This is a genomic window from Agrobacterium burrii (genome assembly GCF_017313405.1).
GTDB lineage: Bacteria > Pseudomonadota > Alphaproteobacteria > Rhizobiales > Rhizobiaceae > Agrobacterium > Agrobacterium burrii.
This window is the reverse complement of record NZ_JAFLNA010000003.1, coordinates 423,594-442,971: the sequence shown is the minus strand read 5'-3', so window position 1 is coordinate 442,971 and position 19,378 is coordinate 423,594. Positions and strand designations below refer to the sequence as shown.

General features: G+C 59.9%; 15 protein-coding genes. 8 read left to right on the top strand and 7 right to left on the bottom strand.

Annotated features, from left to right (window positions below; translation table 11 throughout):
• The 3 genes from JZX89_RS08835 (at position 1) to JZX89_RS08825 (ending at position 3,160) form a co-directional block, all read left to right on the top strand.
• Positions 1-1,152, top strand: coding sequence for a M24 family metallopeptidase (locus JZX89_RS08835; protein WP_149900057.1), 1,152 nt, complete (start codon positions 1-3; stop codon positions 1,150-1,152).
• A gap of 90 nt (positions 1,153-1,242) precedes the next feature.
• Positions 1,243-2,007, top strand: coding sequence for a hypothetical protein (locus JZX89_RS08830; RefSeq protein ID WP_207133829.1), 765 nt, complete (start codon positions 1,243-1,245; stop codon positions 2,005-2,007).
• Positions 2,008-2,227: 220 nt separating this feature from the next.
• Complete coding sequence (locus tag JZX89_RS08825) at positions 2,228-3,160, top strand: ribose-phosphate pyrophosphokinase (RefSeq protein ID WP_046798416.1); 933 nt, start codon at positions 2,228-2,230, stop codon at positions 3,158-3,160.
• A 243-nt stretch (positions 3,161-3,403) separates the two neighbouring features.
• Here the strand turns inward: JZX89_RS08825 and JZX89_RS08820 are convergent, their stop codons facing one another.
• From JZX89_RS08820 to JZX89_RS08805, 4 genes are read right to left on the bottom strand one after another with little or no spacing between them, the layout of a single operon-like run.
• Complete coding sequence (locus JZX89_RS08820; protein ID WP_207133828.1) at positions 3,404-4,252, bottom strand: phosphatase PAP2 family protein; 849 nt, start codon at positions 4,250-4,252, stop codon at positions 3,404-3,406.
• Positions 4,242-5,750, bottom strand: coding sequence for an ArnT family glycosyltransferase (locus tag JZX89_RS08815; protein ID WP_207133827.1), 1,509 nt, complete (start codon positions 5,748-5,750; stop codon positions 4,242-4,244). Before JZX89_RS08815 ends, JZX89_RS08820 begins: the two co-directional genes overlap by 11 nt.
• Positions 5,725-6,012 carry a lipid-A-disaccharide synthase N-terminal domain-containing protein gene (locus JZX89_RS08810; protein ID WP_142840682.1) on the bottom strand — a complete coding sequence of 96 codons (288 nt, stop codon included), beginning with the start codon at positions 6,010-6,012 and terminating at the stop codon, positions 5,725-5,727. Before JZX89_RS08810 ends, JZX89_RS08815 begins: the two co-directional genes overlap by 26 nt.
• 20 nt (positions 6,013-6,032) lie before the next feature.
• Complete coding sequence (locus JZX89_RS08805; RefSeq protein ID WP_149900053.1) at positions 6,033-6,872, bottom strand: glycosyltransferase family 2 protein; 840 nt, start codon at positions 6,870-6,872, stop codon at positions 6,033-6,035.
• Positions 6,873-7,059: 187 nt separating this feature from the next.
• Here JZX89_RS08805 and JZX89_RS08800 point away from each other — a divergent pair, with 187 nt between their 5' ends.
• Positions 7,060-9,324 carry a methyl-accepting chemotaxis protein gene (locus JZX89_RS08800; protein ID WP_207133826.1) on the top strand — a complete coding sequence of 755 codons (2,265 nt, stop codon included), beginning with the start codon at positions 7,060-7,062 and terminating at the stop codon, positions 9,322-9,324.
• A gap of 134 nt (positions 9,325-9,458) precedes the next feature.
• Here JZX89_RS08800 and adh read toward each other — a convergent pair whose 3' ends face one another.
• The 3 genes from adh to JZX89_RS08785 all read right to left on the bottom strand — a co-directional run bounded on the left by adh (position 9,459) and on the right by JZX89_RS08785 (position 14,280).
• Complete coding sequence (gene adh / locus JZX89_RS08795; protein WP_207133825.1) at positions 9,459-10,976, bottom strand: aldehyde dehydrogenase; 1,518 nt, start codon at positions 10,974-10,976, stop codon at positions 9,459-9,461.
• 153 nt (positions 10,977-11,129) lie between these two features.
• Positions 11,130-12,089 carry a helix-turn-helix domain-containing protein gene (locus tag JZX89_RS08790; RefSeq protein ID WP_207133857.1) on the bottom strand — a complete coding sequence of 320 codons (960 nt, stop codon included), beginning with the start codon at positions 12,087-12,089 and terminating at the stop codon, positions 11,130-11,132.
• Between the two features lie 106 nt (positions 12,090-12,195).
• A complete protein-coding gene (locus JZX89_RS08785) occupies positions 12,196-14,280 on the bottom strand; it encodes a putative bifunctional diguanylate cyclase/phosphodiesterase (protein ID WP_207133824.1) in 2,085 nt (694 codons plus the stop codon).
• Positions 14,281-14,582: 302 nt separating this feature from the next.
• Here JZX89_RS08785 and JZX89_RS08780 point away from each other — a divergent pair, with 302 nt between their 5' ends.
• The 4 genes from JZX89_RS08780 (at position 14,583) to pth (ending at position 19,375) form a co-directional block, all read left to right on the top strand.
• Positions 14,583-15,191, top strand: a complete 609-nt coding sequence (locus JZX89_RS08780; RefSeq protein ID WP_149900049.1) for a 50S ribosomal protein L25/general stress protein Ctc — start codon at positions 14,583-14,585, stop codon at positions 15,189-15,191.
• A 235-nt stretch (positions 15,192-15,426) separates the two neighbouring features.
• Positions 15,427-17,814, top strand: coding sequence for a bifunctional diguanylate cyclase/phosphodiesterase (locus tag JZX89_RS08775; protein WP_153514971.1), 2,388 nt, complete (start codon positions 15,427-15,429; stop codon positions 17,812-17,814).
• 16 nt (positions 17,815-17,830) lie between these two features.
• Entirely contained in the window at positions 17,831-18,559 is a 729-nt protein-coding gene (locus JZX89_RS08770) for a substrate-binding periplasmic protein (RefSeq protein ID WP_207133823.1), read from the top strand.
• 99 nt (positions 18,560-18,658) lie between these two features.
• The gene (gene pth, locus JZX89_RS08765; RefSeq protein WP_207133822.1) at positions 18,659-19,375 is read left to right on the top strand and encodes an aminoacyl-tRNA hydrolase; all 717 of its coding nucleotides are present in this window, start codon (positions 18,659-18,661) and stop codon (positions 19,373-19,375) included.
• The last annotated feature ends 3 nt before the right edge of the window (positions 19,376-19,378 follow it).

Here is a 19,378-nt window from a genome sequence, read left to right as displayed (position 1 = left end):
ATGGCCCTGCACTTCGAGCTTTCGGAATTCGAAGCCCGCCGCGAGCGGCTGATGGCGAAAATGGCGGAAGAGAAGCTGGATGCCCTGCTGCTTTTCGCGCAGGAAAGCATGTATTGGCTGACCGGTTACGATACCTTCGGCTACTGCTTCTTCCAGACGCTGGTGGTCAAGTCGGACGGTTCAATGACATTGCTGACCCGCTCGGCCGATCTGCGTCAGGCGCGCAACACCTCGATCATCGAAAATATCCTCATCTGGGTCGACCGGCCCAATGCCGACCCGACGCTCGATCTTAAAAATCTCCTGAGTGACCTCGACCTGCTCGGCGCAAAGATCGGCGTGGAATACGATACCCACGGCATGACCGGCCGTGTCGCCCGCCTGCTGGATAACCAGCTTGCCAGCTTCGGCCAGATGGTTGACGCCTCCTACCTCGTCAGCACGCTTAGGCTCGTCAAAAGCCCGGCCGAGATTGCTTATGCCCGCAAGGCCGGCCAGCTTGCCGACGACGCCCTCGACGCCGCTCTGCCGCTCATCAAGGCCGGCGCGGACGAAGCCGCAATTCTCGCAGCGATGCAGGGCGCGGTGCTGGCTGGCGGTGGCGACTATCCCGCCAATGAATTTATCATCGGCTCCGGCGCGGATGCGCTGCTGTGCCGTTACAAGGCCGGCCGCCGCAGGCTGGATACCAAGGACCAGCTGACGCTGGAATGGGCCGGCGTCAGCGCCCATTACCACGCCGCCATGATGCGCACGGTGGTGATCGGCGAACAGGATTTCCGCCAGAAGGAACTTTACAGCGCCTGCCTGCAAAACCTCACCGCCATCGAGGAAGTGCTGCGGCCGGGCAAGACCTTCGGCGATGTTTTCGACGTGCATGCCCGCGTCATGGACGAGCGCGGGCTCACCCGTCACCGGCTGAACTCCTGTGGTTATTCGCTGGGCGCGCGTTTCTCGCCGTCCTGGATGGAGCATCAGATGTTCCACGCCGGCAATCCGCAGGAGATTACCAGCGACATGACGCTGTTCGTGCATATGATCGTGATGGACTCCGATGCCGGCACCGCCATGACGCTCGGCCAGACCTATCTGACCACCGACGGCGCTCCGGAGCCGCTCTCGCGCCATAGTCTCGATCTTCTCACAGCTTAAATCGCCGCCGGGTTTGACAGAGCGGGAAAACCGCCCTTACATTGCCGCCACCTTGGGCAGGAAGGAGCGGAACATGAGAGAAAACGTCACATGAGCCGGACGGGGTTTGTCTCCCCTTTCCCAGCCTTTGTCTCTCCAGCTCTTGTCGTTCCGGCACTGGTGCTGGCCCTCTCGGGCTGCAACACCACGGAAGCGCTGACACCGCAGGTGGATGTCGGCCACAATACGTCGCAGTCGACGCCGGTAACCCAGGGCGATCTCGACCAGATGGCCGCCGCCGCCGACCGCGCGCCGGCAGGTGCTTCGGCAATCGCATCCTCCGTGCCGGCCTATGCGCCGCAGAATTCCCTGCAGGCGCAGTCACAGGCGCTTTCCAGCGGCAGCCAGTATGGCGAGCCGCTTGGCCAGCCCCCTTCATCTGCACCATCCCCTGCGAGTGGTCAGCCACCGCCCTTGCAACAAACGGCCGCGCTTGCTCCGGCCGGTTCCGGCAGTACCATCCGCTTCCTGCCGATCATCGGCGCGCCCGTTCAGGCCGTCACGCCGCTCTCGCGGCAGCTGGGTGCCGAGGCACGGGCGAAGGGACTGACCATCCGCGCCTCCAACGACAACTCGGCAGAGAACATCCTGAAAGGATATTTCTCCGCCTTTGCCGATGGTGCCAAGGTCAATGTTATCTACGTGTGGGATGTGCTGGATGCCAATGGCGTGCGGCTTCACCGTCTTCAGGGACAGGAGACAGTGGCCGCAAAGGGCAGCGATCCATGGGCCGCCGTGACCGACAGGGTCATGCAGGATATCGCCGCAAAAACGCTTAGCGACTATTCATCATGGAAGCAGTCTCAAAGGGGATGAGGTGAAACGGCGGGAGAAGTCACAGAGATTTCATGAAAATCATTGCGAAAGCGCTGAGTCCTCTTGCAATCGGAAGCAACAGCGCTATTAAGGCGCGCATGGCAACAAGGCGTGTCCGGCAAAGGCTTTTCAGCCGGATGTTCCTCCCCTTGAACGACGCTTGGTTACGGCAGACAGATTTCCGTAGCGCAAGGCGATGGCATGGAAACAGGCGGGCGCAATGAAGGTTTTCGCAGGCAATTCGAACCGGCACCTTGCCGAAGCGATCTGCAAGTATCTCAACGTTCCCTTGGGAAATGCCACCGTAAAGCGGTTTGCTGATCAGGAAATATTCGTAGAAATCAGTGAAAACGTCCGTGGCGAGGACGTTTTCGTCGTTCAGTCCACATCGTTTCCGGCAAATGATCATCTGATGGAACTGCTCATCATGATCGATGCCATGCGCCGCTCCTCGGCAAAACGCATCACGGCAGTGCTTCCCTATTTCGGCTACGCCCGCCAGGACCGCAAGGCCGGCCCCCGCACCCCGATTTCCGCCAAGCTCGTTGCCAATCTGATCACCGAAGCCGGTGCCGACCGCGTCTTGACGCTTGATCTTCATGCCGGCCAGATCCAGGGCTTTTTCGATATTCCGACCGACAACCTTTTCGCAGCACCGATTCTCGCCCGCGACATCAAGGAACATTACGACACCAACAACGTCATGGTCGTTTCACCTGACGTCGGCGGCGTGGTGCGCGCCCGCGCCCTGTCGAAACGTCTGGACTGTCTGCTGGCTATCGTCGACAAGCGCCGTGACCGTCCGGGCGAATCCGAAGTCATGAACGTTATCGGTGATGTTTCCGGCAAGGATTGCATCCTCATCGACGACATCATCGACTCCGGCGGCACGCTCTGCAATGCGGCCGAAGCACTGCTGAAGAAGGGCGCCACCAGCGTCACCGCCTATATTACCCACGGCGTGCTGTCCGGCGGCGCAGTTGCCCGCGTGGCCTCCTCGAAGCTGCGCGAACTCGTCATCACCGACAGCATCCAGCCGACCACCGGTGTGCAATCCGCACACAATATCCGCGTCATCAGCACGGCGGGCCTGCTCGGCGAAGCAATCAACCGCACTGCACAGGAACAGTCGGTTTCCGGCCTCTTCGACTGACGCTGCCGTTACACATCATCTCAACGTCATCCTTGGGCTTGACCCAAGGATCTAAACACGTCAACGAAATCAAGCCGTTGCAGATCCTCGGGACAAAACCGAGGATGACGTCGGAGTGCTTGGTGAGGTTTGCCATTCATCGGATGACACCCATACTTCATGCGCGTCCGAAAGGTCGTCGCCCTCGCCTGCCGGAAACCATTGAAGCGTTAAAGCACGACCGCAAAAATCATTCTACGCCACTCAAGACGATGCCGCGCCCGCATCCGGAGGCCGTTGCAGGCGTGTGGCGGCGGCCTTGATTTTCGGCCACCATCGCTTGGCCCGGAGACGGACGGCATGGCTGCCATGACGCCACAGGCTGACCGTATCTGCGGTGACGGCATCACTCGTAAACAGATGGCGATGACGACCGATTGCCAGCGCCCGGTAGAGAAACAGCGTCGTCAGGGCTGAAAACAGCACAGACATCACCACATCGCTGAGGAAATGTCCGCCGGCCGCGATACGAAGACCGGACATGAGGATGACCGCGCCGGCGGCGAAGCTGCCCATCACGACACGACCGGGCCATTGCAGGCGGGGCCAGACGAGCGCGCAGAGCGGCAGGAAGAAGCTGGCGATTAGCGCCGTTTCCCCCGACGAAAACGAACAGTTCGAAAAGCACTGGGTGCTGAACTGGAAGGGTGGTGTGAAAAGCTGCTGCCCGCCGAAATCGCTGACGCTGAACGGCCGGGCGCGGCCGATATTGGCCTTCAACACGCCGTTGACCAGAAGCCCGGCGCACAAAATCACCGGCCCACAGAGGAAAGCCCAGACGCGCCAGCCGGTGCGCTGCAGGGAACCGAGCCGGATGTTGCCGATAAAGACGATGAAGGCCAAAATGGTGGCGAGTTCCGTCAGCTCGCGCAATGTGTCGCGAAACCACTCGGGAAGCGGTTCGCGGCCAGACCACAAATTTCCCTCGGGAGAGAAGAACAGCGAAGAGAACCCAAGATCGATGGAGGGGAAGGTCGCAAACAGGATGACAAGCGCCAGGGTGACGAACATCACCCAGATCGTGATCCGCATATGCGAAAGGTCATTGTCCATTAGCGCCTCCCGGAATGCATTGCGGCAGCAGGCGCCAGAGTCCGATTTCCCTGCCTTCAAGAAAGCCCGGCCCGGCAGTCCAGTGCACGACCGGCGCTTGGCCGGCGAGGCAGGCCGGCAGGCCATCCACGCTTGCCAGAAACAGCGGGTTTTTCGCCTCACCGGCTTTCAGCGGGTAAAGAAGCGCGTAGTGGCTGGAAGGCACGCCGGTTTCCGGCAAGGCGCGTGTCAGCAGCTGTTTTTCGTCCCGCAGCTGATAAAAAAGCTCGGCCAATATGGAGCGATCGGACGCGACGATGGCATCCGCCCCCGCTTCTTTCGCCCGAGTAAAACCAGTAGACACCAATTCCGACCGGCCGAGATATCGCTTCATCGCCAGTTCGCCGCTCGGCAGGCGCAGTTCCGTCCCGGCAATTGTCATGACGGGCAGCGCGACGGCGACGACACCACCGAGCACGAGGGTGGAGACCGTCAGCCAGCGCCGGGATGCCAGCACCGGCACCGCCAGAAGCACCCCCGCGGCATAGGCCCCGACAGCCCAGTTGGCGAGCGCCCGCGACATCAACCCCTGCGCCGTGATCAACAGCACGATCGGCACCGAAAGGGCGACCAGCGCCCTGGTTTCGGCACTCTTTGCCCGGAAGGTCGCGACGATCATGGCGACGAAGACAAACGGCCCGACGACACCCGCTTGCGAGAAGAAAAACTCAAGCGCCGGACCGATTTTCAGCTGAATACCGTTCCAGTTGGCATTGTCAGCCGTATGGCGCGCAGTCATGAAATCATGTGCCGCATTCCACCACAGATTGGGAGCGATCACCGCCACACAAACAAGGGCGGCAACGCCTGCGTCACGCAGCCGGATGCGCCAGCCCGTGCAAAGCCAGCCAGCCGCGATGAAGCACGGCAGAAAATAGATCATCGCGTATTTCGACATCAGGCCGAGGCCGAAACAGAGGCCGAGCGCGAGGCTCCAGCCCACCGCCGCCCTGCCCTCACTGCGGGCCTGCGCCAGCTTGCGCGCGCAGATCATCGACAGCACAATGAACAGCATCATCGGTGTATCGGTCGAGATCAGCAGGCTGCCGAGCGTTACAGCGGGCAATGTCAGATAGACGACCGCGGCGAGCGAAGCGAGCCTGGCGTCATAGATCATCCGCCCAAGCACAAGGATGGCCGCCGCCGCCACGCCATGGACCACAGGTGCGGCCAGCCGCACCTGAAAAGTGCCTTCGCCGCCACCCAGAATGCCGAACGCGCGAATGAGCCAGCCGATCAGCGGCGGCTTGGAATAGGCGCCGAGAGCCATCTCGCGGCCCCATAGCCAATATTGCGCCTCATCGACGAAGAGATCGGTGCGATTGAAGGCAAGACCGAGGACGCGCAGCGCCGTCACCAGCACGATGGCCGCAAGCACCAGCGTCATCCATTGCCGCTGTTCGCTCGCCTGCGCATAGGGCAGCGTGGCGCCGTCATGCATGCTGGCGGCGTTCTGCATGGATCAACCAGAGATTTCGGGCATAGATGAACAGCCCGGATGCCTGTCCGATGATAAAGACCGGGTCGCGGCGCCACACCGCATAGGACAAAAGCACCAGACCACCGAGCACGGAAAAATACCAGAAGGCCACGGGAATGACCGAACGGTTGGCCCGTTCCGACGAAATCCACTGAACCAGAAAACGCATGGTGAACAGCATCTGGCCCATGAAGCCGGTCATGACCCAGAGAAATTCCTTCCAGCTGTTGACATGCAGCATGGACCATAGAGCCGGTGTGTTCACGGCGATGTCTCCGTTTTGAAAGTTTCAGCCCAGCTTGCCCGCTTGCGCCGGCGCAACAGCCAGGCGACGCCGATCAGATCGTGGATGCCGACAAGCGCGCGGCCGATATTGGTGTAGTGGGAATTGCCATGCTGCCGCGCCCGATGCGTCACGTCGACATGGGCGACCTGCCAGCCGTCGCGATTAAACAGCGCCGGGAAATAGCGGTGATGGTGATCGAAATAGGGCAAGGCGAGATAGGCGTCACGGCGGAAGGCCTTGAGGCCGCAGCCGGTATCGCGCGTGCCGTCCTTCAATATCCGCGCCCTCAGCCCATTGGCGAAGCGGGAGGAAAGACGTTTTCCAAGCGTATCGCGCCGGCCGACGCGCTGGCCGGCAACGAGCCCAAGGCGGCCGGTGCCATTGGCGGTAAGAAGCGGTGCAAGCAGCGCCGGCAGATTGTCCGGCGGGTTCTGGCCGTCGCCGTCAAGCATGCAGATAACTGGCGCGCGCGCCGCCTGCACACCACTATGGATCGCCGCCGACTGCCCGCCCTGGCGGTCGTGCCTCACCAGCCGCAGCATGGGATAACGATCGCCAAGCGCAAGAACAGCGTCCGCCGTGCGGTCCGAGGAGGCGTCATCCACCACGACGATCTCGAACTGGCCGACCGGCTGACACGCAGCCACGATCTCTGCCACGAGCGTCTCAACACTCGCTTCCTCATTGTGCATGGGCACGATAACGGCGAAATCAGGCGTCGATCGCAAAGTGGCTCCGTCATATCCGTCTGCGCGGGTTCCGCAAACATCATCGATTGTGGCAGGAGATGGAGCGCGAAAAGCTTGCATGAACATGAACGACCGTTGAACTTTGCACGGTATGCGCCCGTTCTGTTGCAGTTTTATTACGGGTACGACGCCTGAGCAGGTCGACGATTTTTTCGCGGTATGCGGGAAATAATCATACAAATTTCAGCCCTTTAACGTGGCCGTAAACAATTGTTGCGACGCTGCGGCAACGTTTTTTTGGGGGAGGAAACAGATGCCGGGTGCAAATCCGACTGCTGTCAGAGCTAAATCATTGTCAATCAAGGCTAAATTTGCGGCGCTCGTCACGGGCGCAACGCTGGTTTCCTGCCTGTCCGTGGGGCTGCTGTCCTATGAGATGGGCAAGTCGGGCCTGATCGACGCCAGTAAAATCAGGCTGGAGACGGTTGCAGGAAACCAGTCCAAGCAGCTGGACGCCTACACGCTGCGGGTTGAACAGAGCATTTCCGAACTGTCGCAAAATGCTGCGATCGCCCAGGCGCTGGAAACCATGACCAATGTCGTGCCGACGGAAAAGGATGCGATCATCCAGGCTTTCCGCCGCGAAGGTGTCTCCGAGGAAGAGCGCGCCTCCTTCAACGGCGAAGGATTGCGGCTGCTCTACGCCATTCGCCACGCAACGATCAACGCGACCATCGCCAGCGTCTGGCACAACACGCGTGTCAGCGATATCTATGTGATCGACAAGACCGGGCTGATTATCTACTCCGTCACCAAGGGCAAGAACTTCCTGACCGATGTGAAGGACCCGGAGAACAGCGCGATCAAGGAATTGTTCGACCGCGTGGAAGCCGGCAAGGACGGTGTCGTCAGCACGACCGGATTTACCGGCGGAGCAAATGATGCGGCCATGGTCGGCATGCCGCTCGCGGTCTCCAACTGGGGGCAACTGCAGCGCAAGGGCGCCGTCATCATGCGCATTTCAGCCGACCGCATCGGTGCGGTGGTCACCCCTGAGGAAACCGGCAAGACCATCGACGACGCCGTTCTTCTGACGGCGGATGGCAAACGCCGGGCAGGCGTGCTTTCGGGCGGCGCAGATGCCGCCATTTCCGAAAGCCTCGCGGCCCTCTCCGGCAGCAGCGAAGCCGGAACGGTGATGGCGCATACGTCTGCGGGCAACATCTTCTATGCCTATCGCCCGGTCTCCGTCTTCGGACAGAAGCATCTTCTGGCCATCGGTCAGCAGGAAAGCAAGGTTCTCGCCGCCGCCAACGATCTGGCCTTCTGGGCTACGCTGGCGACACTGGCGGTGCTCGCCGTCATGACGCTTATCGGCATCTTCGTTTCCGCCAGCCTCACCAAGCCGCTGACCGGACTTGCAGGACTGATGGAGCGCCTGAACGGCGGTGAAAACAACATCGAGATCAAGGCGGTTTCCCGTGGCGACGAGATCGGCACCATGGCGCGCGCGCTGGAATCCTTCAGGCAGGGCATTCTCGACAAGCAGAACATGGAAGCCGAGTCGCATCGCAAGGGCGAGGAGCTGGACGAGGAACGCGCCCAGCGCGAAATGGAAAAGGCAAGAAGCGCCAAGGAACTGGAAGAGGCCGTCGATGCGCTCGCCTCCGGCCTTGCTCATCTTGCAGCCGGCAGGCTCGACCTTCGCATTGAAAAATCCTTCGTGCCGTCGCTCGATCATCTGCGCATCGACTTCAACAACTCGATGGCAGGGCTGGAAGCGACAATCTCCAATATCGGCGAAAGCGCCAATGCCATCCGCTCCGGCTCCGGCGAGCTGAAAAGCGCATCGGAAGATCTGTCGCGGCGCACGGAACGTCAGGCCGCCGCCCTTGAAGAAGCCGCAGCGGCACTGGGCGACATGACGCAGGCCGTCAATGTTTCGCTTTCACGCTGCGATGTCGCAGTCGGCACGACGGCGGAAACCATGCAGGACGCCCATAAATCCACGGCTGTCGTGAAAGAAGCGATCGTCGCCATGGAGCGCATCGAAACCTCGTCGTCGAAGATCCGCCAGATCATCGACGTCATCGACCAGATCGCCTTCCAGACCAACCTTCTGGCACTGAATGCCGGTGTGGAAGCGGCGCGCGCCGGTGAAGCAGGAAAGGGCTTTGCGGTCGTGGCGCAGGAGGTTCGCGAACTCGCCCAGAAATCGGCCGCCGCCGCGCGCGACATCACCACGCTGATCGCCACCTCGGCGGGCGATGTGGAAAGCGGCGTGGCTCTGGTGCTGAAGACCGGCGAAAGCCTGGAGCAAATCCAGAAACGCGTCCAGTCGGTCAGCGACCAGATCGGCGCGATTGCCACGGCATCGCGCGAACAGTCAGGCCGCCTTGGCGAGATCAATGCCTCGGTCAACGAACTCGATCATGTGACGCAGCAGAATGCGGCCATGGTGGAGGAAACCACGGCAGCGGCCTTCTCGCTGGCAAACGAGGCGGATGGCCTGACCGAACAGGTAGGGCAATTCTCCGTCGGCCATACCCAGCAGCGGGATCAGCGTTACGCGGCATAAGCCGTAACGAAGAAAGGCCGGAGGCAAAACCTCCGGCCTTTCTGTTTGTACCGGGCTCCCAGGGGCCGAGGCCCCTGGGAACGCGCCGGCGGCTTGAGATCATGAAGAACCACCGCCGGCTTCCGGGGAGGAACTCAGAAGAAGCCAACCTTGTTCGGGCTGTAGGAAACCAGCAGGTTCTTGGTCTGCTGGTAGTGGTCGAGCATCATCTTGTGGGTCTCGCGACCAATGCCCGACTGCTTGTAGCCGCCGAATGCCGCACCCGCCGGATAGACGTGGTAGCAATTGGTCCACACTCGTCCCGCCTCGATGCCACGACCAGCCCGGTAGGCGATGTTGGTATCACGGCTCCAGACACCGGCTCCCAGTCCGTAAACCGTATCATTGGCGATTTCGAGCGCCTCTTCCACCGTCTTGAAGGTGGTGACGGAAACAACCGGACCAAAGATTTCCTCTTGGAAAATCCGCATCTTGTTGTTGCCTTCAAAGATCGTCGGCTGAATGTAGTAGCCGTCCTTCAGATCGCCGGTCAGCGTCTTGCGGTCACCACCGGTCAGAACCTTGGCGCCTTCCTTCTTGCCGATGTCGAGATAGCTCATGATCTTGTCGAACTGTTCCTGCGAGGCCTGTGCGCCCAGCATGGTCGACGGATTGAGCGGATCGTCCTGGCTGATGGCCTGAACCCGCTTGATGGCCTTTTCCATGAAGCGGTCATAGATCGATTCATGCACCAGCGCCCGCGACGGGCATGTGCAGACCTCACCCTGGTTGAGCGCGAAGAAGGCAAAACCTTCGAGCGCCTTATCAAGGAAAGCGTCGTCTTCGTTCATCACATCGGCAAAGAAGATGTTCGGCGACTTTCCGCCCAGTTCCAGCGTGATGTTGGTGACGTTGTCGGCCGCATAACGCATGATTTCCTTGCCCACCGAGGTGGAACCGGTAAAGGCGATCTTGGCGATGCGGTTGCTTTGTGCCAGTGGCTTACCCGCTTCGAGACCGGTGCCGTTGACGATGTTGAGCACGCCGGGTGGCAGCAGGTCCTCGATCAGCTCCATCACCAGCAAAATGGAGGCAGGCGTCTGTTCGGCGGGCTTCAGCACCACGCAATTGCCGGCGGCAAGCGCTGGCGCAAGCTTCCATGTGGCCATCAGGATCGGGAAGTTCCACGGAATGATCTGGCCGACGACGCCGAGCGGTTCATGGAAATGATAGGCGACCGTGTCGTTGTCAATTTGGCCGATCGTGCCTTCCTGTGCGCGGATGCAGCCGGCGAAATAACGGAAATGGTCGATGGCGAGCGGAATATCGGCATTGGTGGTCTCGCGCAGCGGCTTGCCGTTATCCCAGGTTTCAGCCCGGGCGATGAGGTCGAGATTGTCCTCGATACGTTGGGCGATCTTGAGCAGGATGTTGGAGCGCTCGGTTACGCTCGTCTTGCCCCATTTCTCCCTCGCCTTGTGGGCGGCATCGAGCGCAAATTCAACATCCGACGCGTCAGAGCGTGGAACTTCGCAGATCTTGTGGCCAGTGACGGGGGAAAGATTATCCATGTAGCGGCCGGATTTCGGCTCCACCCATTTGCCGCCGATGTAGTTGCCGTATTTCAGCTTGAAGGGCGCTTCGCCGGCTTTCTGCTGAACCTGAATATTCATGATTTCATCCTCCCTGATGAAAACGATCCGCGACGGATCGCATGAGAGGAAGGTGGGCCTGGATGGTGCGGTCCGGTAGAGGGGCGGCGCAGTTCCGCAGCGCACATTGTCTCACATCTGCGACAGACGCGCTGCGGGACGGCTTAAACAGCCTCAATGCACGGCAAGCTTCTTCATCTTGCGATGCAGCGTGGCGCGGCTGATGCCGAGCAGGGATGCAGCCTGCGTGACATTGCCATTGGTGCGCGACAGAACCCGGCGCAGGGCCGAGCGCTCGGCTTCCGCAAGGTCGGAACCGCCGTCGTGACGTTCTTCCTGCAGAATATCCGCAGCGGGCAGACCCTGCGCGATGGCATGGTCGTCGAGCTTCAGCGCCAGACGTGCGGCGCGCGTCGCGCCGAGAACGAGATCGTCCTGATCCACCGCCAGCAGCGAAAGCGCCGCACCGACACCGCTCGGCACAACGACGATGCGTGCACCGGGAAAGGCCCGGCGGAAAAGATTGCCCTCGATGCGCTGCGCCGCATCCCTTACCGCCTGGGTGACGAAGGAGAAGGTCATCTCGTTGATGTCGTCGCGGCAGGTGGAAATATCGAGCGCCCCCGTCACCCGGCCGGTGTGATCGCGGATGGGCGCCGTGGTGCAGCAGAGTTCGGTGTTCGAGGTGAAGAAATGCTGGTCGCGATAGACCACCACCGAGCGCTCATCAACAAGTGCCGTGCCAATGCCGTTGGTACCGACGCTCGCCTCACTCCAGACCGCACCGGACCAGAGACCGAGGGCACGGAATTCCCGGTCGTCGGCGGCAGCACCGCGCCGTTCCAGCGCAACACCCTGCGCATCGGTCAAAAGCAGGCAGCAGCCGGATTTGCCGACACTGTGAAAGATGCGGTCGAGTTCATCAGTGCTTTCGGCGATCAGGCCCGCAGCACTTTCGCGGGCACGGCGAAACTCGACATCGCTGAGGAAGATCGGTTTACGGTTTTCCTCCGGCGCAAGACGGTGCTTGACCATGCAACGACGCCATGAAGCGACAATCGGAGAACTTGCGGCTGCGGAACGGTGGCCCGCGGTTTCATAGACGCGGTCCGCATGGGCGATGTCTGTCGGCATACGCTCCTCCCAAAGCTTTTCGGCAATGGTGCGCTGGAAGCGTTCATGTTTCAACTAAAAACTTTGCGACCGGCATGGCCGGCCGCAACCGCGGGCTGCGGCCGGCCTAACGAACCGCCTTGAAGTAACGCCGGCCGTCGGTCGCGTCGGTTTCTTCCTCAACTGAAAGAAATGTATCATCGACAAGATTGGCGATGGAGTTCAGCGGACCGGGCTTGCCGAAAAAGAAGCCCTGCACCTGCAGGCAACCTTCGCGGCGCAGGAATTCGATATGGGCCTTGGTCTCCACCCCTTCCGCCAGCACCGGGATGTTGAGGCTGTGCGCCAGAATGAGGGTCGAGCGAACGATCGCCTCCGACTGCACATTGGTCGACAGGCCATCGATGAAGGCGCGGTCGATCTTGATCTTGTCGAAAGGGAAACTCTGCAGCGTCGACAGCGAGGAATAGCCCGTGCCGTAATCGTCCATGGCGATCTTGACGCCGAGCGCCTTGAGCTTGCGGATCGTGATGAGCGCGTGGCGATGGTCGGCAATGATGCTGCCTTCGGTGATTTCCAGCTCGAGCCGTTCCGGCGCAAGTCCCGTCTCCAGAATGATCCTCTCCACCTTTTCGGGGAAATCATTATCCGCGAGCTGCTGCGGCGCGACATTCACGGCGATGGAAAGCGACTTCTTCCAGAGCGCGGCCTGCGCGCAGGCTTCGCGGAGAACCCATTCACCCAGTTCGACGATGAAGCCGGTTTGTTCGGCGATCGGAATGAACTCTGCGGGGGAAATCATGCCCCGTTCGGGATGTTTCCAGCGCAAAAGCGCCTCGAAACCGACAATGCTGCCGCTTTTGGTATCGTTCTGCTGCTGGTAATAAAGCTCGAATTCCTTGTTGGCGAGACCACTGCGCATGGCGATGGCAAGCGCGTTGCGCTCGCGGGCAGCCTCGTCCATGGATTTGTCATAGAAGCAGATCGTATCCGAACTGCCGCCTTTTGCCCGATACATGGCGACATCGGCCTGCGCCATCAGCGTGTCGGCATCAATGGCGCCGCTGTTGCGGACCGATATGCCCACACTTGCGCCCACGGAAAATGTCTGCCCGTTCCACTCGACCGGCTTGCTGATCTGCTCGATCAGTCGCTGGGCGAATTCCGCGCCGTCGGCACGGGTATAATAGGAATGGGTCATCGCCACGAATTCATCGCCACCCATGCGGGCCAGAAACTCCCCGGCCTTCAGCACGGAACTCGCCCGGTCGGCAATGGCGCGCAGCACCGCGTCCCCCGCCGCGTGACCGTGCACGTCGTTGATTTCCTTGAAGCGGTCGAGATCGATGGACAGAAGTGCGGTATGCGCGCCCAGGGAAATATGACGCGTGCGACGGTTGAGATGTTCGATGAAAGCCGCGCGGTTGGGAATGCCCGTCAGCGGATCGTGCAGCGAAAGATGGCGATAGCGGGCAACCGCCTGCTGGGTGGACTGGGCATCGATGACATAGGTGGAAAGTCCGAGCGCCAGCAGCAGAAGCGTGACCGCGATGGCACCTCCGCCCATAATGGCCGGCGGCAGCAGATTCTCCGGAATGACGACGCGAGGATCAAACGCGAAGGACATCGAGGCCATGCCGGTATAATGCATCGAGGCGATGGCCAGGATCAGAAACGTTACCGCACTATATTGGCAAAAGCGGTTGAGGGGCCGCGCCACTCGGTTGACCGCAATCGCGCCCAGCACCGCGCCCAGCACCAGCGAGGCGATGACATAAGCCTGGTTCCAGAAAATCACGCCCTGCACATTATAGGCAGCCATGCCGGTATAATGCATCGCCGCGATACCAAGACCGAGGATCATGCCACCCGCTTCCACCAGCGCGCTGCGTCCGGCATAGGCGGAAATGCCAAAGCCGGCAGTTGTCGTGACAATGGCGACAAGAAGCGACAGTCCGGTCAGATAGGGATCGTAACCCACCTCGCCCGCCGCGGAATAACCCAGCATCGCCACGAAATGGGTGGTCCATATCGCAGCACCACCATTCACACCCGCCAGAAACAGCCAATTGACCTTCTGCAGCCCGGTCGCCAGGCGCGCCCTCGAAAAAAGACGTATCGTAACGAAGCTTCCCAGCATGCAGACGAAGACCGCTGCAATGGTATATCGGAAGTCATGATCGATGGCGAGGCACTGGAGAACTGTCAGCATTATCATCTACACTATTGGAATTTTGTGCAGCATTATCATTTGCCAGGTTTTCAGCGGGTTTATATGCATGGATAAGCATATATTAAAAGTTGCAACAAACGAGTGAATTAGTTGCAACTAATAAAATCAGGACTACGCCCTCGTGAAAAACGGGCCGCTCTTGTCTTTATGGTCCTTTTGTATTATAGCGCCCGCACCCGTGTAGACACCCTTGGAGGCAACGCGGGCGGGATGGCTTTTAAGCCTCTCCAGTTCAGCGCCTGCGGGCATGAACTCTCCATATAACCTCGAAAGGAATTGCCATGAGCAAAGAATCGTATGAGCTCAAGGCCGAGGCGCGCGAACGAGTTGGTAAGGGGTCCTCTCGTGAACTTCGCCGCAACGGTTTGATTCCCGCTGTCATCTATGGTGACAAGCAGGCCCCCATTTCTATCGCACTCTCGACCAATGAAGTCACCAAGCGTATCCACGCCGGCGGTTTCATGACGACGGTTGGGACGATCGACGTCGACGGCAAGAAGATCAAGGTTCTCCCGAAGGATTACCAGCTTGATCCGGTCCGCGACTTCACCATGCACGTCGACTTCCTGCGCGTTTCGGGCAACACGCTCGTCAACGTTGAAGTTCCGGTTCACTTCGAAAACGAAGAAAAGTCGGACATCAAGATCGGCGGCGTTCTGAACATCGTTCGCCACACGGTGGAATTCCACTGCCCGGCCAACGACATTCCGGAATTCATCACGGTTGATCTCTCCGGTCTGAAGATCGGCGACAACGTCCACATTTCGAATGTGAAGCTGCCGAAGAACATCACGCCTGTCATCGCCGACCGTGACTTCACGATCGCAACGATCATTGCTCCGGCTGCAGGCGTTGCAGAAGAGACGACCGAAGAAGCTTCCGAGGAATAATCGGCGGCCGCAAGGCCGGATAGCTTTGGACATGAGGCCCGTTCCGTTTTCGGAACGGGCCTTTTAGTTTTTGTGAACTTTAAAGACAGAAAGCTTGCCGCCAGCCCATGATGCGGGACCTGTTTCAGTGTCGATTAACACTTCCATGAAAAGATACCCTTGCGCTGTCGTGGAAACTTCGGACGGATGAAAACGGGGCGCAAAATTCTGGGGCAAAGGGTAGCTGCAATCAAACATGGCTCATTCCGTCGAAAGCCGCTTTATCGCGATTGTTTCCGGCGCACTTCTTACAGTGGTCGCTCCGCTCTTTACCCTTTTGCTGACGCTCTCCTATCACGAGGCCATCCGTAGCCAGCGCAATCACCTTGAGATTCTGCTGTCGACAAATGCGCAGGCGCTCGCCCGCCCCCTTTGGGATATGGACGACGACACCATAAATCAGATTACCGGAACCCTTGTTTCCGACCCGACGATCAAGATGGTCGAGGTCAAGGATACGTCCGGCCAGCTCGATATCGTGCAGACGGCCGGCAGCGGTTTTATTCAGGATGCCGCCTCAACGACGCGCGAGGTGACCTACAAGACGACGAAGGGCACTGTTACCGTTGGCGAACTGACGGTCTATTACGACAATGTCAGCCTTCTCACGTCTCTCAGCCGCACCGAGATGGCTTTCATCACCATTTTCGTTCTCGCCATTCTCACCATCGTCCTGGCGGCCATTGCCGGCAACCGCTTCATGGTCATCCGCCCGCTGATGCGGCTTGCGGCAGCGATAGAGGCGACACGGCGTCTCGGCTCCCGTCACCATGTCGACTGGCGCTCGAAGGACGAAATCGGCCGGCTGGCGAAAAGCTTCAACGAAATGCAGACCCAGCTTGAAAAAGAAGAGCTGGAGATCAAGAACGCCCATGAACGCAAGACGGAGATCTACAACCGCACACCCGCCATGCTGTTCTCGCTCGACAGGCATGACCGGATTGCCGCCGTCAGCGATTATTGGGTGCAGGCGACCGGTTACGACCGCGCGAAAATATTAGGCCTGAATTTCGCCGACCTCATCCACCCGGATGACCGGACCCTGTTCCAGCAGCGCAAGGCGGCACAACAGTCGCCGGACGCCCCACATACCGGCATTACGGTCCGCTTTCATTGCATGGACGGCGGCGTCATGGACGCCCTCATTCTCGAGAAAGCCCTCGATTCCAGCGATGCCACGCAGCAGAGCACATGCCTCTGCGTCATGACCGACGTGACCGAACTGCGCCAGTCTGAAAAACGTAACCGCCAGCAGGCCATTTCCGACCATCTGACCGGCCTCTTCAACCGTCAGGGTTTCGAAGCGATTCTCGACCTGCAAATCCGCGATGCGGACAGGAACGGCAGCGAACTGGCCTGCCTCTTCATCGATCTGGACCGGTTCAAGGCCATCAACGACAATCTCGGCCATGCTGCGGGCGACGCGGTTCTGCGCGAATTCACGCTGAAACTCGAACCTCTACTGACGCCGCTCGACAGCGCATCGCGTCTGGGCGGCGACGAGTTTGCCATTCTGCTTGCCGGCCACACGGTGGAAGAGCGCGCCCTGCAGTTCTGCGAGCGGATCTGCGCCATACTGGATACGCCTTTTGAGATCGGAAGCAACAGCATCCGCCTTAGCGCCAGCATCGGCATGGCCGTCTATCCCCTGCATGCAACCAGTGCCTCAGAGCTTCTGCAGAATGCCGACATGGCCATGTATAGCCGCAAAAGAACGGGCAAAAACGGCTCACAGATCTTCGATCCCTCGATCATGGACCGGGCGCGCGAATATGCCGAACTGGAGAGGGATATCGCACAGGCGCTTTCCGAAGACTGGTTCGAGGCGCATTTCCAGCCAATTCAAGACCTCTCGACCGGCGGAACGGCGGGTTTCGAGGCTTTGCTGCGTCTCAACCACCCGGAAAAGGGTCTGCTCTCCCCCGCCGCCATCATCAGCCTTGCGGAAGAGAACGGCACCATCAATCGCATCGGCAACGTCATCCTCGATCAGTCGATCGCCAATCTTGCCAGACTGTCGCGCCTGCCGGGCATGGAACAGACCTATGTGGCGGTGAATTTTTCGCCGCTACAGTTCGAACCGGGATTGCCGACACGGATCGCCGGCGTGCTGCACCGGCACGGCATCCTTCCCAAACGGCTGGTCATCGAGATAACCGAGGCCGTCATCATGAAGGACGATCCGCAAATCCGGGCGATCCTCAACGCCATTCACCAGTTGGGCTGCCGCATCGCGCTGGATGATTTCGGCACGGGTTATTCCTCACTCAGCTATCTCAGCCGTTTTCCGGTCGATATCGTCAAGATCGACCAGTCCTTCACCCGCTCCATCTGCGACGACGCGGTGGAAATCAGGCAGCGCAACCGCATGCTGGTCGAAGGCATAGCCGCCATCTCGCACAAGATGAACTGCACCGTCATCGCCGAGGGCGTCGAGACGGAAGAGCAGAAGGAACTTCTGACGGAAATAGGAGCCGATTACGGACAGGGCTATTTCTTCGCAAGGCCACAGCCCGTCGAAAGGCTGGTTACCACATTGGACACAATATCCGATATTGGCCGCATTGCGGCACGGCAAGCGTGAGGCGGTGGAGACAGCCATGGGATTGATCCGCATTTGTCTGATCTTTCTTGCTCTCGCACCCCTGTTTGCCCCATGGCCGGCCAGCGCGGCCAAGCTTTTCCTGACGACCGAAGTCTATCCTCCGTATAATCTGCAGGCCGCCGACGGCAGCGTGCACGGCGTCTATTTCGACCAGCTGAAGATCCTGCTGGAGGAAACCGGCACCAGTTACGAAGTCGCTGTCATGCCGTGGGCGCGGGCAATTGCGCTCGCCACGACCCAGACCATGCATTGCGTCTTCGCCACGGCGCGAACGCCGGAACGGGAAAAACTCTTCAAATGGGTCTCGCCGATCCACACCGACCGCAACATTCTCGTGGCGCGCCGCAAGGCGGATATCAATGTCTCCAGCCTTGAGGACGCGAAGAAATACCGCGTCGGCACCCAGCGCGGCGACTATACCGAAGCCCTTCTGGAAACGCTCGGTTTCCCGCAGGTGGATGTCGGCGCGGATTTCCAGATCACGCTTCATAAATTGAGAGCGGGGCGCATCGACCTGATGCCCATGTCAGAGAGCACCTTCAAAAGCCTGCCGGCCGACACCTTCAGGGAAGTGATAACGCTTTCGCGGCAACAGCTGGGACTTGCCTGCAACAAGAGTGTTCCCGACGCGGTCATCGCGAAATTGCAGGCACGGCTGGACAGAATGATCGCCGACGGCGCGCAACAGCAGATATTCGACCGCTATAATCTCGTCAGCCCCTGACATCCTTCAAATATTGCCCAAATCGATAAAATGATTGACAGCCAGCGGATTTCGGGGTGGTGACAACAGCATCATCAGGTAAAAATGCGGACATGCCCCATGAAGATCATCGCAGGACTTGGTAATCCCGGCGCACAATATGCGGGAAACCGCCACAATATCGGTTTCATGGCCGTCGACGCATTGCAGCGCCTACCCTCCTTTTCGCCGTGGGCGAGAAAGTTCAAGGCGGAGATTTCCGAAGGTGAAATCGCCGGCGAGAAGGTTCTGCTGATGAAGCCGCTCACCTATATGAACCTTTCCGGCGAATCCGTCGGCGAGGCCATGCGCTTCTTCAAGCTTACACCGGGCGACATCATCGCCATCCATGACGAGCTCGATCTTCTCGCCGGCCGCACGCGCATCAAGACCGGCGGCGGCCATGGCGGCCATAACGGTCTGAAATCGCTCGACGCCCATTGCGGCAAGGAATACCGCCGCCTGCGCCTCGGCATCGGCCACCCCGGCGACAAGGAACGCGTGCACGGCCATGTGCTCGGCGATTTCGCCAAGGCCGACCGGGTCTGGCTCGATCCGCTTTTGGACGCCATTGCCGACAACGCCGCCATGCTGGTGAAGGGTGAAGATTCGCAGCTGATGAACAAGCTGGCGCTGGCCACGGGCAGCAAGCCGGAAGCCGAAAAACCGGTGAAGGCGGCCAAACCCGCCGGGCAGTCCCACATCCATCAGGCCCGCAACAGCGCCCAGCCGAAAAAGCTGCCGGAAACCGGACCGATGGCTGAAATGCTGAAGCGAATGTTCGGCAAGAAGGACTAGCTC